The following is a 15,518-nucleotide window of genomic DNA, read 5'->3' as shown; positions in this document are numbered from 1 at the left end:
CGTGAACATCATCTCAATGTTGAATAAATAATGATGTAGGGATTATATAGTATCATCTTAGCAGGCCCTCCTCTTTGCGGAGCGGCAACCCAATTGAAGCCTCTATTAGTATACTTGCATGCCATTAATTGGTAACAAGACACAGGGGGGCGCCCGCACCTGTCTAATATTAAATTCTATTATGAGCGAATAGAGAACCTGGCACGATAATGTATTAATCATCATAGCAGGTTTCCTCATAATTAACCTGTCAGGTGACTACATCTGATACCGAAGAACGTACAACCAGCCTTCCTGTTAACGTTCGTCCTTCTGCTACAAAAACAGAATGGCCTTCAATCAATGCCTTAATGCGTTTTACGCAGTCTTCCAGTAACTGCCCAACCGGGTAGGCGATACAGGTCAACGGTGGATAGAGCAGGGGTGCCAACGGTGAATCCTCAAGACTCACAAGCGATACTTCCTGTGGGATGGAAATATTAAACTCACGCAGTAAACGCATTGCTTCAGCGGCATAACTGTCACGTTTGGAGATAATCGCTGTGTATTTCGTAAAGCTATTAATTAGCGTCAGCAGCGCCTGCTCGATATTGTTGTTCGCCATGACCAGCAACTGACGGTTAAACGGCAAAGAGTAGTTCTGTAGTACGCTGCGATACCCTTCCAGCATTTGTTTGCTGGCAATGTCATCTTCAGTTTCCATCAGCAGGGCAATGTTACGATGTCCTTTTCCCAGCACGTATCGACAGGCACTTTCGGTGGCAAAAGCGTAGTTATAGCCCTGGCTGGCACTGCCTTTTGTCGAAAAATCATCAAAAGCGATTACGTTGCTGGCAACCTCACCGCCGGGTTTCCCCAGCGTCACGACGGCGACACACTGATGTTGAAGACTTTCAATGGCAGCCTGCTGTTCCGATACGTTATTAACGTATTGAATAATCAGCGACTTATTCAGATTTTTAACCGCCAGGGACAGTTGCGGCAACAGGATTGCGCTAAAATCAGCCTCATGGGCGGGGAGAACCATACCGACCTGATTTGACGTATTGCTCGCCAGATTTTGCGCAGCAAAGCTGGGACGGTAATTGAGTTCTTCTACCGCCCGTAATACGGCCTCGCGGCTCTCTTCACGAACGCCACGTGCTCCGGTCAGCACGCGCGAAACGGTAGCCCGGGAAACATTGGCTAATTTTGAAACATCATCAATGGTTGTCATGGTGTCGTCTGTATTACGGTGTTCTCCCTATAATAACATAAGTACGGGCAGGATTTAGCCACCTGGTTCAGTTGCCTGTGCTCCGTAAAGGCAACCATGCCGCACCGCGAACGCCGCTGGCATCGCCAAACCTGGCTTTAACGATGGCAGTCCGACAAGTCGGTGAAAAAATGTATTTGCCAACGGCCTCTGGAAGATCCTGGTACAGGCTTTCCACGTTCGACAGTCCTCCTCCCAGAACGATGGCATGGGGGTCAAGGATGTTGATGACACCCGCAATACTCCGGGAAAACGCATCAATAAAGTGATGATAATGCGCCACCGCGCGAGGCTCCTTCTCGTGTACCGCTGCCATAATGACCTCCGAACTGAAGGCTGTATCATGACGAGCATTGAAACGACGACTAAAGCCAGTGCCTGAAATATAGCTTTCCACGCAGTTTACATGCTGGCAATAGCAGGGCTCCACCGGGCCATCCAGTTCGTAGCGCCAGCCGGGAAGCGGATTATGACCCCATTCGCCCACAATCGCATTGGGTCCACTTAGTAGTTGGCCGTTGACCACCACACCGCCACCACAGCCTGTACCCACAATGACGCCAAACACCGTACCGTATCCTTTACCCGCCCCATCAACGGCCTCAGACAAGGTAAAACAGTCGGCATCATTGGCCAGAAAGACGGGCTGATCGAGCAACACCGTCAGGTCGCGCTTTAAATTCTCGCCATTCAGCACCAGACAGTTACAGTTTTTAATGAGTCCGCTCAGAGGATCGATCGCCCCCGGTAAACCTACGCCGACCGTAAAGTCGACCTGCGTGGCGGAGCGGATGCCATTGATCATCTCTGTCAGGTTATCCAGAAATCCCCGGTAGTTGTCTTTGTAAGTTGGACGGCGTTCACGCAGGACAACAGCGCCGGTAGCGTCCAGCAAGACGGCTTCCATTTTGGTGCCGCCAATGTCCAGGCCGAGATGGTACATAATGCTTCTCCTGAAAAAAGAAGAGAGGCATTGCCTCTCTTAAATCACGCAACACTCAATGACGAGTTCTGTAGATATCAATAAGCTCGGTGACGAGCTCTTTGGCGAGGATGGAGGTCATCAGGTGATCCTGGGCATGTACCATCACCAGCGTCATTTTGGTTTTGCCTTCGCCTTCATCGGCTTCAATAAGTTGGGTTTGCACCAGATGCGCTTCACGTGCGAAATGTTGCGCCTGTTTCATTTTTTCATCCGCATCGGCAAAGTCTCCTGCTTTAGCGCTTTGAAGTGCTTCGAAACACAGGCTGCGGGACTGTCCGGCATTAATGATGATGCCCATAATTTGTTCTTCTAATTCCATAACATCCTCTGGCAGTAAATACGTTTATGCAGTTTCAGATTGACCCACAGGCTGGGCCTGCTCTTTTTCACCAGATTCCTGATTAAGAAGCTGTTTTTCATAAGCTTTCAGGAATGGGTAATACATAATGACCGCCGTTACCATGCAGATTAAGCACATGATGACCGGACTGAATGCCCAGTTGGCGGCCCATGAGGCACCAATTGGGGCTGGCGTTGTCCAGGGTGTCATTGAGACCACACGTGCGACCAGACCCAAATCCAGCGCAAACCAGGCCAGCGTGGCATTGACCATCGGAACCAGGACGAATGGAAGGAAGAACAGCGGGTTCATAATCACAGGCGCACCGAACAAAATCGGTTCGTTAATGTTAAACAGGCCGGGAACGACGCCCATACGACCAATGGTGCGAAGATGTACAGCTTTGCTGCGCATAAGCAAAAGCGCCAGCGGGAGCGTAGAGCCTACACCGCCAATCAGCAGATAGTGATCCCAGAACCCCTGCACATAGATGTGGGGGATCGCCGTTCCTGCGGCCATCGCGGCCTGGTTTACAGAGAGGTTTGCCATCCAGAATGGATTCATGATGCCGGTAACGATCAGCGCACCGTGGATACCCGCAAACCAAAGGATCTGACACACCAAAACAGACAGCAAAATGGCAGGCAATGTATCAGAAGCCGCGACCAGCGGTTTCACCAACGACATAATAGCTTCCGGGATAATCATCCCGAGCTGCGCTTCGATGAACAGATTCAGCGGATGCAGCGTCAGTACCACCGCCAGCACCGGAATTAAAATCTCAAACGAGCGGGCTACGCCGGTCGGCACTTCAGGCGGCAGACGGATAGTAATATTATTGCGACGCAGAAAAGCATACAGTTCGGTAGTATAAATCGACACCAGCAGTGCGGTGAAAATGCCCTGCCCGGAAAAATAGGCTGTTGATACCATGCCATCTTTTAAGGGCGCAGCGACCAGTAAAAAGCCCATCAGCGACAGCATCCCAGACGTCAGCGGGTCCAGCCCATGATGACGTGCCAGGCTAGCAGCCACACCCACTGAGATGAATATTGTCATAATCCCCATGCTGAAGTTAAACGGCAACATCAGGTTTTCACGATGGTCTAATGAAAACTGCAACCAGGCGCGGGCGAAGCCCCAACTGGTATCTGGTGAGAAGGGCGGGAATATAAACACCAGCATAAACGAGCCGACAATCATAAAGGGCAGGGCAAGAATAAACCCGTCACGGATCGAAGTGACATACTTTTGCTGGCCAATTGCACCAGCCATAGGCGTGATTTTTCGCTCTATCATGCTGATTAATTTAGAGTACAGGGCGCTCATGTTGATGTCCTTTAGTTATTTTTTTCAATCAGTGAAAGGGCAAAATCTAAAACTGCGCCTCCCTTTTGCATGCCGTAATCCATCATGTTGATGGGCTCGACCTTGATTCCATAGGGGTTGGCTTTGTTCTGAAGATCTTTTTGCATGTACTTCACCTGTGGTCCCAGCAGCACCACCTGATAATTCCCCACCTGTTGTTCAAACTCCGCGACCCCAAAGGCTTTGATATCAACGGATAAGCTGCGTTTTTCAGCCTCTTCCAACATTTTTTTAACCAGAAGGCTGGTAGACATTCCGGCGGAACAGCAAAGCATGATTTTCTTCATAAAAACTCCTGACCAGGTAATAACGATGAGCGGACTATAATCTTTACGGATTCATAACGGAAAGCGCTTTCCGTATGCGGATCCATTAAATGTGAGCGCGATCACCTGATGCAGGCTTTTACTTTGTCGGGATGTAGGGGATGATCGCCGAACTTTCCTGTCCTCTATAGGCCTCGCTATGAGCATTCAGTTTATGAATGTTGCTGTGACACTGATTGAGCAGCGCGTTACTCCTTTTGCCAACCTACTCACCCGCAGCCCCCACATAACAGCGATGCGGGACAGCTTTGCGCTGGCGATGCCGTTTGTCATAGTGGGTAGCGTGATGGTTCCCCTTATCTTTCCGCCATTTTCCGTTAATCCCGGTGCGTGGTATGGCGCGGCATATCAGGCCATTCGGCCGATGCTGCTGCCGACGTTTGAATTGACCATTGGGCTCGTAGCGCTGATCATTGCTTTTGGCGCCAGTGCCAGTCTGGGCAAGCAGTATCAGCTGCCGGAACGGCTTTCTGGCCTGACGGGATGCCTGGCCTTTCTGGTATTTATCGGTTTCAAAGAGACGGATAACAGCAATGCTTTTCTTGGTGGGATTGGGATATTTAGCGCTTTAATATCAAGCTTCTACACGATTGAAGTAATGCGGCTCTTTTACCGGCGTGGCTGGTGTATCCGCCTGCCGGAGGAGGTTCCGGTGATGACGCGCAATGGTTTCCAGCTTCTGATGCCTCTGCTCGCCATCATGCTTTCTATTACCCTGGTTAATGCACTTCTGAAGCAGAACACCGGCATGATTTTACCGGACATGATAAGCGAAGCTTTTCGTCCGCTCATCATCGCCTCAGATACGCTCACCGCTCTTATTATTTCTATTGTTATCTGCAACTTACTGTGGTTTATCGGCATACATGGCGCATTGATTGTCACCGGTATCATGAACCCTTTCTGGATGACTTATCTCTTTGAAAACCAACAGGCGCTGGCGAATAACGTGACGCCTCTACCTCATATCTATCTGCAGGGTTTCTGGGATTTTTATCTGCTAATCGGTGGGATTGGCTCAACGCTGCCGCTGATCTTCATGGCCCTGCGTAGTCGCTCGCGTCAGTTAAAAAGCGTCAGTAAAATCGGGCTTATTCCCTCGTTGTTTAATATTAATGAGCCAGTACTTTTTGGCTTTCCGATCATCCTTAATCCGTTGTTTTTAGTTCCATTTATTTGTGTTCCAGTGATAAATGCTTGTCTTGCCTGGTATCTTACTCACCTTGGGGTGCTTGACCGCGCGGTTGCGATGTTACCCTGGTCGATGCCCGCCCCGCTGGGTGCCGCCTGGTCAGCAAACGGCAGCTGGAAGAACCTGTTTATGTGTTTGTTCGCATTCTTCAATGCCTGGATGATTTACCGCCCGTTTTTCAACGTTTATGAACGGCAACTGGTAGAATCAGAAAGCAAATAATCCTCCGCTTTCCCTTATCTTTTCCAGCCAGCGCGCGTAAGCCGCTGGCTTTTAAATTCCCCCCCTTCGAACCTGTGTGATCAGCATCACAATTTATTTCCCATTATTTTTGATTATGTGATTTAAACCGGCAATTACGGAAAGCGCTTTCCATAATTGGATGTACATTTCCATTTTTGATCCGTAGATTTCCAGTCGCGCCATAAGACGCTCTTTCACTCAGAAAAAGAAAAAGGAAATTTATGAACAGGTTGAACCGATTAATACCTCTGGCTCTTCTCATCAACGCGGCTGTCTGCGGTATCGCGCAGGCAGAGCAGTACGACTTTAAACTGCACGGTTATATGCGTTCGGGCATTCTGGCGAACTCCGATGGCAACCGTGCTGACTCTGTCGGCCTGATGCCGGACGGCAAATGGCGTCTCGGCAATGAAGAAGATACGAAGATTGAACTGATCCCGCAGGTGACGCTGAAATCTGACGCCGGTCCGGTTGCCAAAATTCAGGCCAATATTACCCATCAGAGCAAATGCACCTCCGACTGGAACTGTCAGGACGATGACGGCAAAGAGGTACAGTTCCGTGAAGGGTACGTTGAATTAAGCAACCTGGATTTTGCGCCAGATGTGACGTTCTGGGGCGGCAAACGTTACAGCAGCTCGAACACCTCCAGCCACCAGTTTGACTGGGAGTACATTCAGTACAACGGTACGGGCGGCGGTTTTGACAATCTCGATCTTGGCTTCGCGCGTTTCGATGCGGGCGTTTACGCCTTCTCTACTACAGATGAAGCCAAAGCGTACCCGGTAGATAAAGGCGATCAGGGGTACCCGGATGACTACTCTCTCAACCTGTGGTTGAAGAAAATTGGCGGCACGGGCTTTGACCTGGAGTTGATTGGCCACCACATGAACCGCAATGAAAACCACCCTACCTCTGCCGAAAAAGGCTATGGCGTTACAGGGGTCTACAACTTTGAAGGTTTCTGGGGTCTGACGGGGGGATATTCCAAAGTGGTGATGCAGTACGGCCGGGGGCTAGCGGCGGGTGACTCGCTGGGCAAAAACGGCTGGGGCTGGGCAAACCTGGATGATACCCAATCCTGGCGTGTGATCCTGGACAGCATGGCTTCTCTGGGCAGAGTCGATATATCGACCTTTGCTTATTACCAGAAAGACAAAAACTACCGTTGGTGGAGCAGCGATGCTGATGGTTGGGGCCGTACCAGTTGGGTTGCTGGAGTGCGTCCATATCATCAGATAACCAAAAACTTCGCCATGCAGTATGAGCTGGGCTACGAATATCTCGATGACGAAAACTATAAAGGCGTCAACGGGAAAGGCAAAGGCGGTCTGACCAAAGTGACCATCGCCCCGACGCTGACCTTTGAATCGGGATACTGGAATCGGCCACAGTTGCGCTTCTTTGTAACCTACGCGAAGTGGGATAAAGGCGTCTCTGATGCCCTGGACGGTAACTATAACTGGGATACCAACACTCTCTCCGCCGGTGGCTATAGCCGCAGCGGTGAGAGTGACACGGTGAACTTCGGCGTTCAGGCTGAAGTGTGGTTCTAAGGAGAGAATAAAATGATTCAACCTATCCAAAAAATATTGTTAGTTTCACTGCTCTCTGCGCTGGGCTGCGCGGGAGCAATGGCGGCAGAACAGTCGCATTTCGAGCACTTCATTACGCGTGATGGCGCGAAGCTAATGGACGGTGAAACGACCTTCCGTTTTGCTGGCATTCACGCACCGGAACTGCATCGCATCGAAGATGATGCCCGCGGTGTCTGTAAAGCTGACCCGCGCGGCTGGGGGCAATATTTCAAATGGCCGACGCCGGAAGAACAGGCGAACTGGATCAAAGCCATGGTGGCAACAGGTGCGAAAGCGCAGCGTGTTTATGTGCTCTCCGTTCAACAGGAAAACGATACTGCCTGTGAACGCGAAACGCACATCCTGGCCCCGCAAAGCACGGATGGTATGCCTCGGCTTAATGAAAAAGCGATGAAGGTCTATGACAACATGATCGCCGAAGCCGACAAACAGGGGTTACGCCTGATTTTACCTTTTATCGATCACTGGTGGTGGTGGGGAGGACGTGAGCAACTTGCGGCCTTCTACAATGAAAAGCCAGAAGATTTTTACCGCACCGACAGCAAAACCTACAGAGCCTATCAGGACGTTATCCGCCAGGTTATCACCCGTACGAACACCGTGACGGGGCGTGCTTATTCTGATGAGAAGGCGATCATGGCCTGGGAAACAGGCAACGAACTGGAGGACACCAATGCCGCGTTCCTGCATGAGACGGCGGCGTGGATCCGCAAATGGGCGCCAAATCAGCTGATCGTTGATGGTACCTACAAGAAGATTAACGAATTTGCGTTAAGCGATCCGAACGTCGATATCGTCAGCAATCATTACTACACCAATGCCGATAACAATCATCCCGATCAGGTGCGTAAAGACCTGACCGCTATTAGCGGTAAGAAAGCCTATCTGGTCGGGGAATTTGGCCTGCTCGACCATACGCAGCTTAATGACATCATGCAGGCAATTGTCCACACCGACGTGAATGGTGCGCAAGCAGTGGGAGGCTTCATCTGGGGCTTCCGTGGACATCGTCATGACGGCGGATTCTACTGGCACAAAGAGTATACCGGCCACTACAGTTACCACCTGCCTGGCTTCCCGATCGAAGGGAAAGCCAACCAGGAAACGGAAGTAGTGGATCTGGTAAGGAAGGCGTCAGCGCAAATGTCAGGCCTGAGCCAGGTTCCGCCGTTGCCGGTTCCTGATGCACCCGCACTACGTGCGACAGATTCTCCGTTCGCCATCAACTGGATGGGGGCAGCCGTTGGTCGTAGCTATGACGTTGAACGTTCCGAGGCGGAGACCGGTCCATGGACGCGGGTTGGAGAGAACATCTCAGACGGAGTAAATGAGTGGAACCCGGCAACCATGAATCTGTTCCGTGATGATTACCGCAGTTTGCAACTGGGTAAGACTTACTATTACCGTGTGATTGCCAAGAACGAGAGTGGAGCATCTGAGCCCTCCAATGTGATCGGTGTGAAACACACAAAGCAGAACCAGGCTCCAATAGTCACTGTGGAAGATTCGCTGACAACTTCTCAGGATAAAGGGGTGTTGTTGCATGCAGAGTGGACGGACGACAACCTGCCGGGCCGTGAGGTAAAGGTTGGCTGGGCTGGCAGGGATGATGCGAACGTACATTTCTGTGATGCGACGAAAGCGCAAACCCGCGCATGGTTCTCGGCTCCTGGTGACTATACTCTCACCTTTACCGCCGATGATGGACTGCTGAAAAGCAGCAAAACCGTCAAAGTCTCGGTTAAAAAGGCGGAGGGTCAAACCCCTGCGGATTACTGCAACTTTGCCGGAGGTGTGCTGGAAGTACAAAAAGGGAAGTTGTATGCGGTAAAGAGTAAGGAAAATGTACTCTCCATCGGCGATGACGGCTTCCTTGGCCCCTTTGCCAACGAAGGGGATAAGGTGAACTGGCAGGTGAACGCGCCATGGGAAGGACTGTATACCCTGCGCGTCAATTTTAATGCTAAGTGGGGTGGAAAAAAGAATTCTTTCGTGGTGAACGGGGGGGCACCAGTTGCTATTGAGTTCCCTCAGACTGACGAAAAAGGCCATCAGATAGAGATCCCGGTGACGCTAAAAGCCGGTAAAAACAGCATTGACTTTGGTCGTTTCGCCGGCGACTGGGGCTACATGTTTATCAAATCTATCGAAATAAATGCAGAGTAGTTATTTTGACCGCGTCCATCGGGCGCGGTTTTTTTATTAGCGGAGGAGTTATGACCCGGTATACATTCCCGGAAGGTTTTTTATGGGGTGCTGCGGCATCTGGCCCACAAACCGAAGGCACGGCTGGTAAACCGCACTGTTCCATCTGGGACAGTTGGTTTTCCGAACAACCACAGCGTTTTTATCAGCAAACAGGCCCCCAACGTGTTTGCGAGACTTACACCAAATATAAAGAAGATGTCGCCCTGATGAAGCAGACAGGGTTTAACTCTTTCCGGACCTCTATCCAGTGGTCACGCCTGATCGACGACTTTGAATCCGGAGAGCCGAACGCCGATGCCGTTCGCTTCTATAACGACTATCTCGATGAGATGATCGCCAACGGTATCGAGCCGATGGTCAACCTGTATCACTTTGATATGCCAGAGATACTGCAGAAAAAATATGGTGGCTTTGAATCTGCGCATGTAGCGGAATTGTTTGCCCGTTTCGCGCGTACCGCTTTCTCTTTGTTCGGCCACAAAGTGAAATACTGGATCACCTTCAACGAGCCGATTGTCCCGGTGGAAGGCGGATATTTGTATGACTTCCACTATCCGTGCAAAAAGGACGGAAAGCTGGCGGCACAGGTAGCATTTAACATTATGCTGGCCCATGCGAAAGCGGTGCAGGTGTTTCGTGAGCGAGCAGAGAGCGGTGAAATTGGCGTGGTGCTGAATCTGACGCCGACCTACACACGTAGTGATTCAGCGGAAGATAAAAAAGCGGCCTGGTATGCAGACCTGCTGTTTAACCGCAGCTTCCTTGATCCATTGGTTAAACACCAGTTCCCAAAAGAGCTGTGTGAGCTTCTGGCGTTTCATCATTGCCTGCCGGAAGCCACCCCGGAAGACGCTCGCCTGATTACCGACTCCAGAATTGATTTTCTCGGCGTGAACTATTACGTACCGCGACGCGTTCAGGCGCGAGAATCAGCTTACACGCTCGAATACTTCTCCCCGGAATATTACTTCGAAAACTACGTTGATCCGAACGGACGCTTTAACCCTTACCGCGATAATAATGAAATCCTTCCTGTTGCTATCTATGATATTGCCCGCAATATTCGCGACAATTACGGCAATATTAAGTGGTATCTCGCTGAGATAGGTATCGCGATGGATCTGGAATCAGAAGGTCCGGTACAAGCCGACGGTGTCATTGATGACAGTTTCCGCATCGATTTAATGAAAGAACACATGGTTCAACTTCACCATGCCATTCGCGATGGAGCAAACTGCTTTGGCGTTCATCAGTGGACGTTTATCGATAACTGGTCGTGGATAAATGCCTTCAAGCGCCGCTACGGATTTTATCGGCTGGATCTCGAAACGGGTGAGCGCAGCATAAAGCGCAATGCCCTGTGGTTCCGGGAGCTGGCGCTTAGCAACCAGTTCAGCAGCGAGGACACGCCTTCATGAGTCGGGCCTGCTTTTATCCGCTTACCAATGTAGTAAAAAATTATCCCTGGGGAAGCCGACACGCGCTAAATCAGCGTTTCAACATTCTGAATCCGGACAATCAACCACAGGCCGAACTGTGGATGGGGGTTCATCCGGCAGGGATTTCATATGTGAATAACGCGCAGGGAATGGTGGCGCTTTCTGATTTACTGGCTTCAGAACCAGTGGCAATGCTTGGCGAGGTAGCGCATAAGCGTTTTAAAGACTTACCCTTTTTGCTGAAAATCCTTGCCGCTGAAAGGGCGTTGTCCATTCAGGTTCACCCCACTAAAGCGCAGGCTGAACGTGGGTTTACGCGCGTGCAGCAGGTAGAGGATGGTGGAACGCCGGATTATAACGACGCGAACCACAAACCGGAGCTGGTCTACGCCATCACCCCATTTGTGGCGATGAACGGCTTTCGTGATGCGAAAACGATTGCCGCGAACCTGGCTGCCCTGGATATCCCCGAGCTAAAGATCATCGCCACAAGTTTGCTCGCCCAGCCGGACAGTGAAGGATTACGCACATTCTTCACCGCCATAATGCAACTCCCTCCCGCCCTCAAAACGCAGGCCATCACGCAGGCGGTCGCGCGGGGAGAGGCGCTTTACGGTGAGGTGACTGGCGGGATTTTCCGGCGCTTACAGCAACACTATCCGGATGATACTGGCGTGCTGGCGCCGCTGTTCCTCAACTGTATTACTCTGCAACCCGGCGAAGCGATGTTTCTTTTTCCGGGTACATTGCATGCATATGTTCACGGCACGGCAATTGAGGTGATGGCCAGTTCCGACAACGTGCTACGCGCTGGACTCACCCCGAAGAAGATCAATCTGGACGAGTTGATTCAGTGCACCAACTTCACACCGACCGCGGCAGCCTCGCTGCGTATGTTACCGGAGCAGCATGCCGCAGAAGCGCGCTATCCTGTTCCGGTTGAGGATTTCCGCTTCAGTATTTTCACTGCGGTGGACAATCAAATGGTAATGACATCCAGCGCTGAAATTGTGTTAGTGATTGAGGGGGACGCGACATTAAGTCATGCCAGCGGCGAGAGCCTTTTGCTTCACGTCGGGCAGTCAGCGTTTATCCCTGCCTCCATCGGGCGATGGCTGTTGACTACGACAGGGAAAGTCTGCCGAGTATCGTGTTAATATGAAATTAGAGGGGGCGCAGTCCCCTTATTAGTGTTTGCTTAGCCCTAAAAAATTACACAAGGTTGAGTCTATCACGAGCGAGCTGCAGGCGCTGCTCCCCGCGGCGATCGTACTGCTGGGTGGTGGTGACGCTGGCGTGGCCCATCGCATCTTTTACCGTAATCAAATCTTCCCCGTTATCCAACATGGCTGTTGCGAAAGTCCTGCGAAGGTCATGCGGCGAGCACTTACTTATTCCGGCCTGACCCTGGCGCACCTGCAGGATATGGTACACCGCCTGGTCGGTGAGCCGGTTCATGGTCACATCCCCGAAGCGGCGGATGCGGGTGAACAGCGGCCCGGGCGTCTCGCCCCGGACTTCATCGATCCAGAACTGCAGCCGCTGCCACGCCCCGACCGGAACGTAGGCCAGCCGTTCCTTGTTTCCCTTGCCCAGCACCCGCAGGGCCCGGTCCTGCGTGACAACGTCACGAAGATCCAAGCTTACGGCCTCGGACCGGCGGAGGCCGCAGCCAAGGATCACCGCCAGCATGGCTGCATCCCGCGGCCCGAGGCAGCTCCGGTCGGCCTTGCACACAGCAAACAGGGCGCGGATCTCCTCCGGCGGCAGGGCCCGGCCGCTAGGCAGCCGGCTGCCGCGAAGATTGCGCACCGCCCGGATGTGCTGGAAGCTCTCGACGTCCATGAGCCGGAGCATCCAGGCTTCCTTCGCCACCCCCTTCAGGGCTGACAGGTAGGTGTTGACGGTGGCCGTGGCCCGGCCGGTGTCGCGCAGCAGCTCGGTAATGCCCATGACGTGATGCCGGCGCAGGCTGCCCCAGCTGCAGAGGTCGGGGCTGGCGGCACCGAGTATCCCGGCCACAATCCCGAGAAACGAGGCCATGGTCTGCCGGCTGCGGGGGGAATTCAGGGAGAGCAGATAGGCCCGGGCCGGATTCACGGGCGCGTCAGCGCCTGACAGGGCCGGGAAATACGCTGGGTCAGAAGAAAGTGATCCCGGGAAGGGATTCAGGTCCTGTTCGTCATCCGTCATCAGGGTCATGTCAGGCTCCGGTCCGGCCGGAAACGGTCCGGCGCGCTGCGTGAAAATCGGGGGTAATCAGTCCCGCAAAGCGTACCGCAGAAAGTCTACTTTTTCAAAGGTACATTTTAAAAAGTAGATGTTCTAAAATATTGTAGCGCGATATGAAAAGCTGGGGATGTTTACTAAACGTGGTAAAGCACAGATAACAAGTACTCAAACGAAAGATTAATTGACTTTAAAATGGTATAATGTTATTAAAATGTAGAATCCGTGCGGTAGCTATACCCCCTCAGGCATAATATATGATTTTAAGCCCCGATCCATATCTTAAAAAAAAACATTCTCAATATTACACAACAGAAAGTCTGGGGGATTTCTTGTTGAACTCAATCCCCCAAAATATAAAGTATAAAAATATAATTGACTTGAGTGCTGGTGAAGGTGCTTTATTAAACTCGGCGAGTGTAAAATTTAAAGATGCATTAATTGTAGGGTTTGATATTGATGAGCGCAACGTAGGAATTCTTAAAGAGAAATACATCTCCCACCTAACTGATTCGACAACTCTTTCTTGTTATCAACAAGCAAAATTATATAGTAAAGAGTATTGTCTTGTTCTTGGGAATCCTCCGTTTAAGTCGATCAAAACTAACAAATATATTAAAGAGTTATTTGCATCATTTTCTTTGAAATTGACATCAAAAACGGTAAGGGCCGAGGTTGTTTTCATTTTACAATCAATTAATCTATTGAAAGAAAATGGAGTGCTGGCCTTTATCGTACCAGATGGAATTATAACAAATAAGTGCTTTTCGGATTTACGTAAAATATTATGCAGTAAATATAATCTGATAAGTGTTTGCGAAATACCTGAATCAAGTTTTATTGGAACCGAAGCCAGAACGCATATTATAGTATTAAAAAAAGCAAAACCATCTGATACAGTAATCATAAAAAGTTTTGTTATGAATTCGCAAGAAATAAATATTCCTAACGAGAGCTTTTGCTTCAGAGGAGATTACAGATACAATTCTAAACCTCAACATATAAATACCGCCCCGATGGAAACATTATGTTATATAATAAAACGAGGCAAGTATAACGGTAACAGCCAGCCAACAAAAATACCTATCATTCATACAACGTCAATGAACGGTATGAATAAGTTGTTTGACATGGGCGCAGAGCAAATTAAAGATTCAGTACATACTATTGCAGGTCCAGGCGACATTGTTTTAGCACGTGTTGGCACCAGAGTAATAGGAAGATTTGGCATTGTTAAAAAAGGCTACTATATAATATCGGATTGTGTTGTTTTGATAAAACCGCTTAATGAAAATAATCGGAATCTTATCATCAACACTTTGAGCTCGGATTTTGGGAGGAAATGGATAGGTGCTGCGGCTAAAGGTGTAGGCGCGTTACATTTAACAATACAAGAAATAAAAAAAATACCCATATTTATAGGCGTATAATATGAAAATAAATAAATCCTTAGATGATCATATTGAAACGGTATTCAATCGAGCCAGAAAACTTATAGAATTAAAATACTGGGATAATATTACACAAAGAGAACTTGATGCCTGGATAGAAAATTTTAAAGAACGAGAAGAGCGGTATCTAGCAGCTGCAATATTACATTCTTTGATATTTAGAAATCAAAATTCGATGCTTACCATTGGGCAGGATATTTTCCAAATAGTATTACCGCAAATCTTAGAGGAAAAAGGTATATACGATTTCAAGAGTATCAAAGAATGGTTAGTCGATATCAATTCAACGAAATGTCGCAACTTACGTTTTAGATTCAGTGCAATAGAAGATATTGACGATAAAGGGGTTAAAAGTAGTAGTACTATTCTTTCTTTTTTAAAAAGTAAGTTCTTCGATAGTAACTTGACAATAAACTCACATAATATAAAAGAACATGTCGAAAAAGGGATTGAAGCTATAATATTTTTTGATGACATTATAGGAACAGGAGAGCAGTTTGATACTTTTTATCGGGTTCGGGAACTCTCGAAACTGAATGCTCATATTATTTACATCCCATTTGCTGCGGTTTTGGAGGCAGTTGAAACCCTACAAAATAAATACAACAATCTAACTATCCTACCCATTGAAAAAATAGAACCTTCGAATAGTTTTTTTTGCGGATCAAATGATTTCTTAAGATATACACCAGGGTTAACACCAGAATTGTTTAGGGATTTTTATCTTAATCTTTGTAAAGAAAACAGGATAAATTTACATGGTAATTTGGGAGTTGGGAAGTTAGAGCTCACTTATGTTTTTAATGCCTCCACGCCGAATAATAACTTAGCTATGCTTATGCATAAAGGCAACGGATGGTCAGGCTTGTTTAAAAGGTGAAATC

At 49.3% G+C, this 15,518-nt stretch carries 13 protein-coding genes; 7 read left to right on the top strand and 6 right to left on the bottom strand.

What is annotated here, in order from left to right; translation table 11 throughout:
* Window positions 1-250: 250 nt before the first annotated feature.
* The 5 genes from ACT3IC_RS22715 to ACT3IC_RS22695 form a co-directional block, all read right to left on the bottom strand.
* Window positions 251-1,216 carry a LacI family DNA-binding transcriptional regulator gene (locus ACT3IC_RS22715; RefSeq protein WP_473479576.1) on the bottom strand — a complete coding sequence of 322 codons (966 nt, stop codon included), beginning with the start codon at window positions 1,214-1,216 and terminating at the stop codon, window positions 251-253.
* 67 nt (window positions 1,217-1,283) lie between these two features.
* Window positions 1,284-2,198: an ROK family protein gene (locus ACT3IC_RS22710; protein ID WP_156263877.1), complete on the bottom strand. Its 915-nt coding sequence runs from the start codon at window positions 2,196-2,198 to the stop codon at window positions 1,284-1,286.
* A gap of 55 nt (window positions 2,199-2,253) precedes the next feature.
* A complete protein-coding gene (locus ACT3IC_RS22705) occupies window positions 2,254-2,559 on the bottom strand; it encodes a PTS lactose/cellobiose transporter subunit IIA (RefSeq protein ID WP_156263876.1) in 306 nt (101 codons plus the stop codon).
* 24 nt (window positions 2,560-2,583) lie between these two features.
* A complete protein-coding gene (locus ACT3IC_RS22700; protein WP_473479571.1) occupies window positions 2,584-3,909 on the bottom strand; it encodes a PTS sugar transporter subunit IIC in 1,326 nt (441 codons plus the stop codon).
* A gap of 11 nt (window positions 3,910-3,920) precedes the next feature.
* On the bottom strand, window positions 3,921-4,235 hold the full coding sequence (locus ACT3IC_RS22695) for a PTS sugar transporter subunit IIB (RefSeq protein ID WP_156263874.1): 315 nt from the start codon (window positions 4,233-4,235) through the stop codon (window positions 3,921-3,923).
* Between the two features lie 178 nt (window positions 4,236-4,413).
* On the opposite strand from ACT3IC_RS22695, the gene ACT3IC_RS22690 reads away from it, so the two are divergent.
* The 5 genes from ACT3IC_RS22690 (at window position 4,414) to manA (ending at window position 12,111) form a co-directional block, all read left to right on the top strand.
* Window positions 4,414-5,688: a PTS sugar transporter subunit IIC gene (locus ACT3IC_RS22690; protein ID WP_156263873.1), complete on the top strand. Its 1,275-nt coding sequence runs from the start codon at window positions 4,414-4,416 to the stop codon at window positions 5,686-5,688.
* Window positions 5,689-5,930: 242 nt separating this feature from the next.
* On the top strand, window positions 5,931-7,265 hold the full coding sequence (locus ACT3IC_RS22685; protein ID WP_156263872.1) for a maltoporin: 1,335 nt from the start codon (window positions 5,931-5,933) through the stop codon (window positions 7,263-7,265).
* Window positions 7,266-7,277: 12 nt separating this feature from the next.
* Complete coding sequence (locus ACT3IC_RS22680) at window positions 7,278-9,473, top strand: CBM35 domain-containing protein (RefSeq protein WP_473479566.1); 2,196 nt, start codon at window positions 7,278-7,280, stop codon at window positions 9,471-9,473.
* A 50-nt stretch (window positions 9,474-9,523) separates the two neighbouring features.
* The gene (locus ACT3IC_RS22675; protein WP_473479782.1) at window positions 9,524-10,933 is read left to right on the top strand and encodes a glycoside hydrolase family 1 protein; all 1,410 of its coding nucleotides are present in this window, start codon (window positions 9,524-9,526) and stop codon (window positions 10,931-10,933) included.
* Window positions 10,930-12,111 carry a mannose-6-phosphate isomerase, class I gene (gene manA / locus ACT3IC_RS22670; protein ID WP_473479563.1) on the top strand — a complete coding sequence of 394 codons (1,182 nt, stop codon included), beginning with the start codon at window positions 10,930-10,932 and terminating at the stop codon, window positions 12,109-12,111. The genes ACT3IC_RS22675 and manA overlap by 4 nt, the downstream gene beginning before the upstream one ends.
* 55 nt (window positions 12,112-12,166) lie before the next feature.
* Here manA and ACT3IC_RS22665 read toward each other — a convergent pair whose 3' ends face one another.
* Window positions 12,167-13,156, bottom strand: coding sequence for a tyrosine-type recombinase/integrase (locus ACT3IC_RS22665; RefSeq protein ID WP_473479560.1), 990 nt, complete (start codon window positions 13,154-13,156; stop codon window positions 12,167-12,169).
* A 284-nt stretch (window positions 13,157-13,440) separates the two neighbouring features.
* Between ACT3IC_RS22665 and ACT3IC_RS22660 the strand changes: the two genes are divergently transcribed.
* Together ACT3IC_RS22660 and ACT3IC_RS22655 are read left to right on the top strand one after the other, a co-directional pair.
* Window positions 13,441-14,613, top strand: coding sequence for an N-6 DNA methylase (locus ACT3IC_RS22660; protein ID WP_473479557.1), 1,173 nt, complete (start codon window positions 13,441-13,443; stop codon window positions 14,611-14,613).
* Between the two features lies 1 nt (window position 14,614).
* Window positions 14,615-15,514, top strand: coding sequence for a phosphoribosyltransferase-like protein (locus ACT3IC_RS22655; protein ID WP_473479554.1), 900 nt, complete (start codon window positions 14,615-14,617; stop codon window positions 15,512-15,514).
* Window positions 15,515-15,518 lie beyond the last annotated feature (4 nt).

Source organism: Leclercia sp. GHBNCSD (assembly GCF_055805075.1).
This window is presented reverse-complemented; position numbering and strand designations above follow the sequence as displayed.

Excerpts from the sequence above, each read along its gene's own strand:
- ACT3IC_RS22705 (WP_156263876.1), bottom strand. The coding sequence starts at position 2,559 with ATGGAATTAGAAGAACAAATTATGGGCATCATCATTAATGCCGGACAG.
- ACT3IC_RS22690 (WP_156263873.1), top strand. The coding sequence starts at position 4,414 with ATGAGCATTCAGTTTATGAATGTTGCTGTGACACTGATTGAGCAGCGC.
- ACT3IC_RS22665 (WP_473479560.1), bottom strand. The coding sequence starts at position 13,156 with ATGACCCTGATGACGGATGACGAACAGGACCTGAATCCCTTCCCGGGA.
- ACT3IC_RS22695 (WP_156263874.1), bottom strand. The coding sequence starts at position 4,235 with ATGAAGAAAATCATGCTTTGCTGTTCCGCCGGAATGTCTACCAGCCTT.
- ACT3IC_RS22660 (WP_473479557.1), top strand. The coding sequence starts at position 13,441 with ATGATTTTAAGCCCCGATCCATATCTTAAAAAAAAACATTCTCAATAT.
- ACT3IC_RS22710 (WP_156263877.1), bottom strand. The coding sequence starts at position 2,198 with ATGTACCATCTCGGCCTGGACATTGGCGGCACCAAAATGGAAGCCGTC.
- ACT3IC_RS22685 (WP_156263872.1), top strand. The coding sequence starts at position 5,931 with ATGAACAGGTTGAACCGATTAATACCTCTGGCTCTTCTCATCAACGCG.
- ACT3IC_RS22700 (WP_473479571.1), bottom strand. The coding sequence starts at position 3,909 with ATGAGCGCCCTGTACTCTAAATTAATCAGCATGATAGAGCGAAAAATC.
- manA (WP_473479563.1), top strand. The coding sequence starts at position 10,930 with ATGAGTCGGGCCTGCTTTTATCCGCTTACCAATGTAGTAAAAAATTAT.
- ACT3IC_RS22715 (WP_473479576.1), bottom strand. The coding sequence starts at position 1,216 with ATGACAACCATTGATGATGTTTCAAAATTAGCCAATGTTTCCCGGGCT.
- ACT3IC_RS22680 (WP_473479566.1), top strand. The coding sequence starts at position 7,278 with ATGATTCAACCTATCCAAAAAATATTGTTAGTTTCACTGCTCTCTGCG.
- ACT3IC_RS22675 (WP_473479782.1), top strand. The coding sequence starts at position 9,524 with ATGACCCGGTATACATTCCCGGAAGGTTTTTTATGGGGTGCTGCGGCA.
- ACT3IC_RS22655 (WP_473479554.1), top strand. The coding sequence starts at position 14,615 with ATGAAAATAAATAAATCCTTAGATGATCATATTGAAACGGTATTCAAT.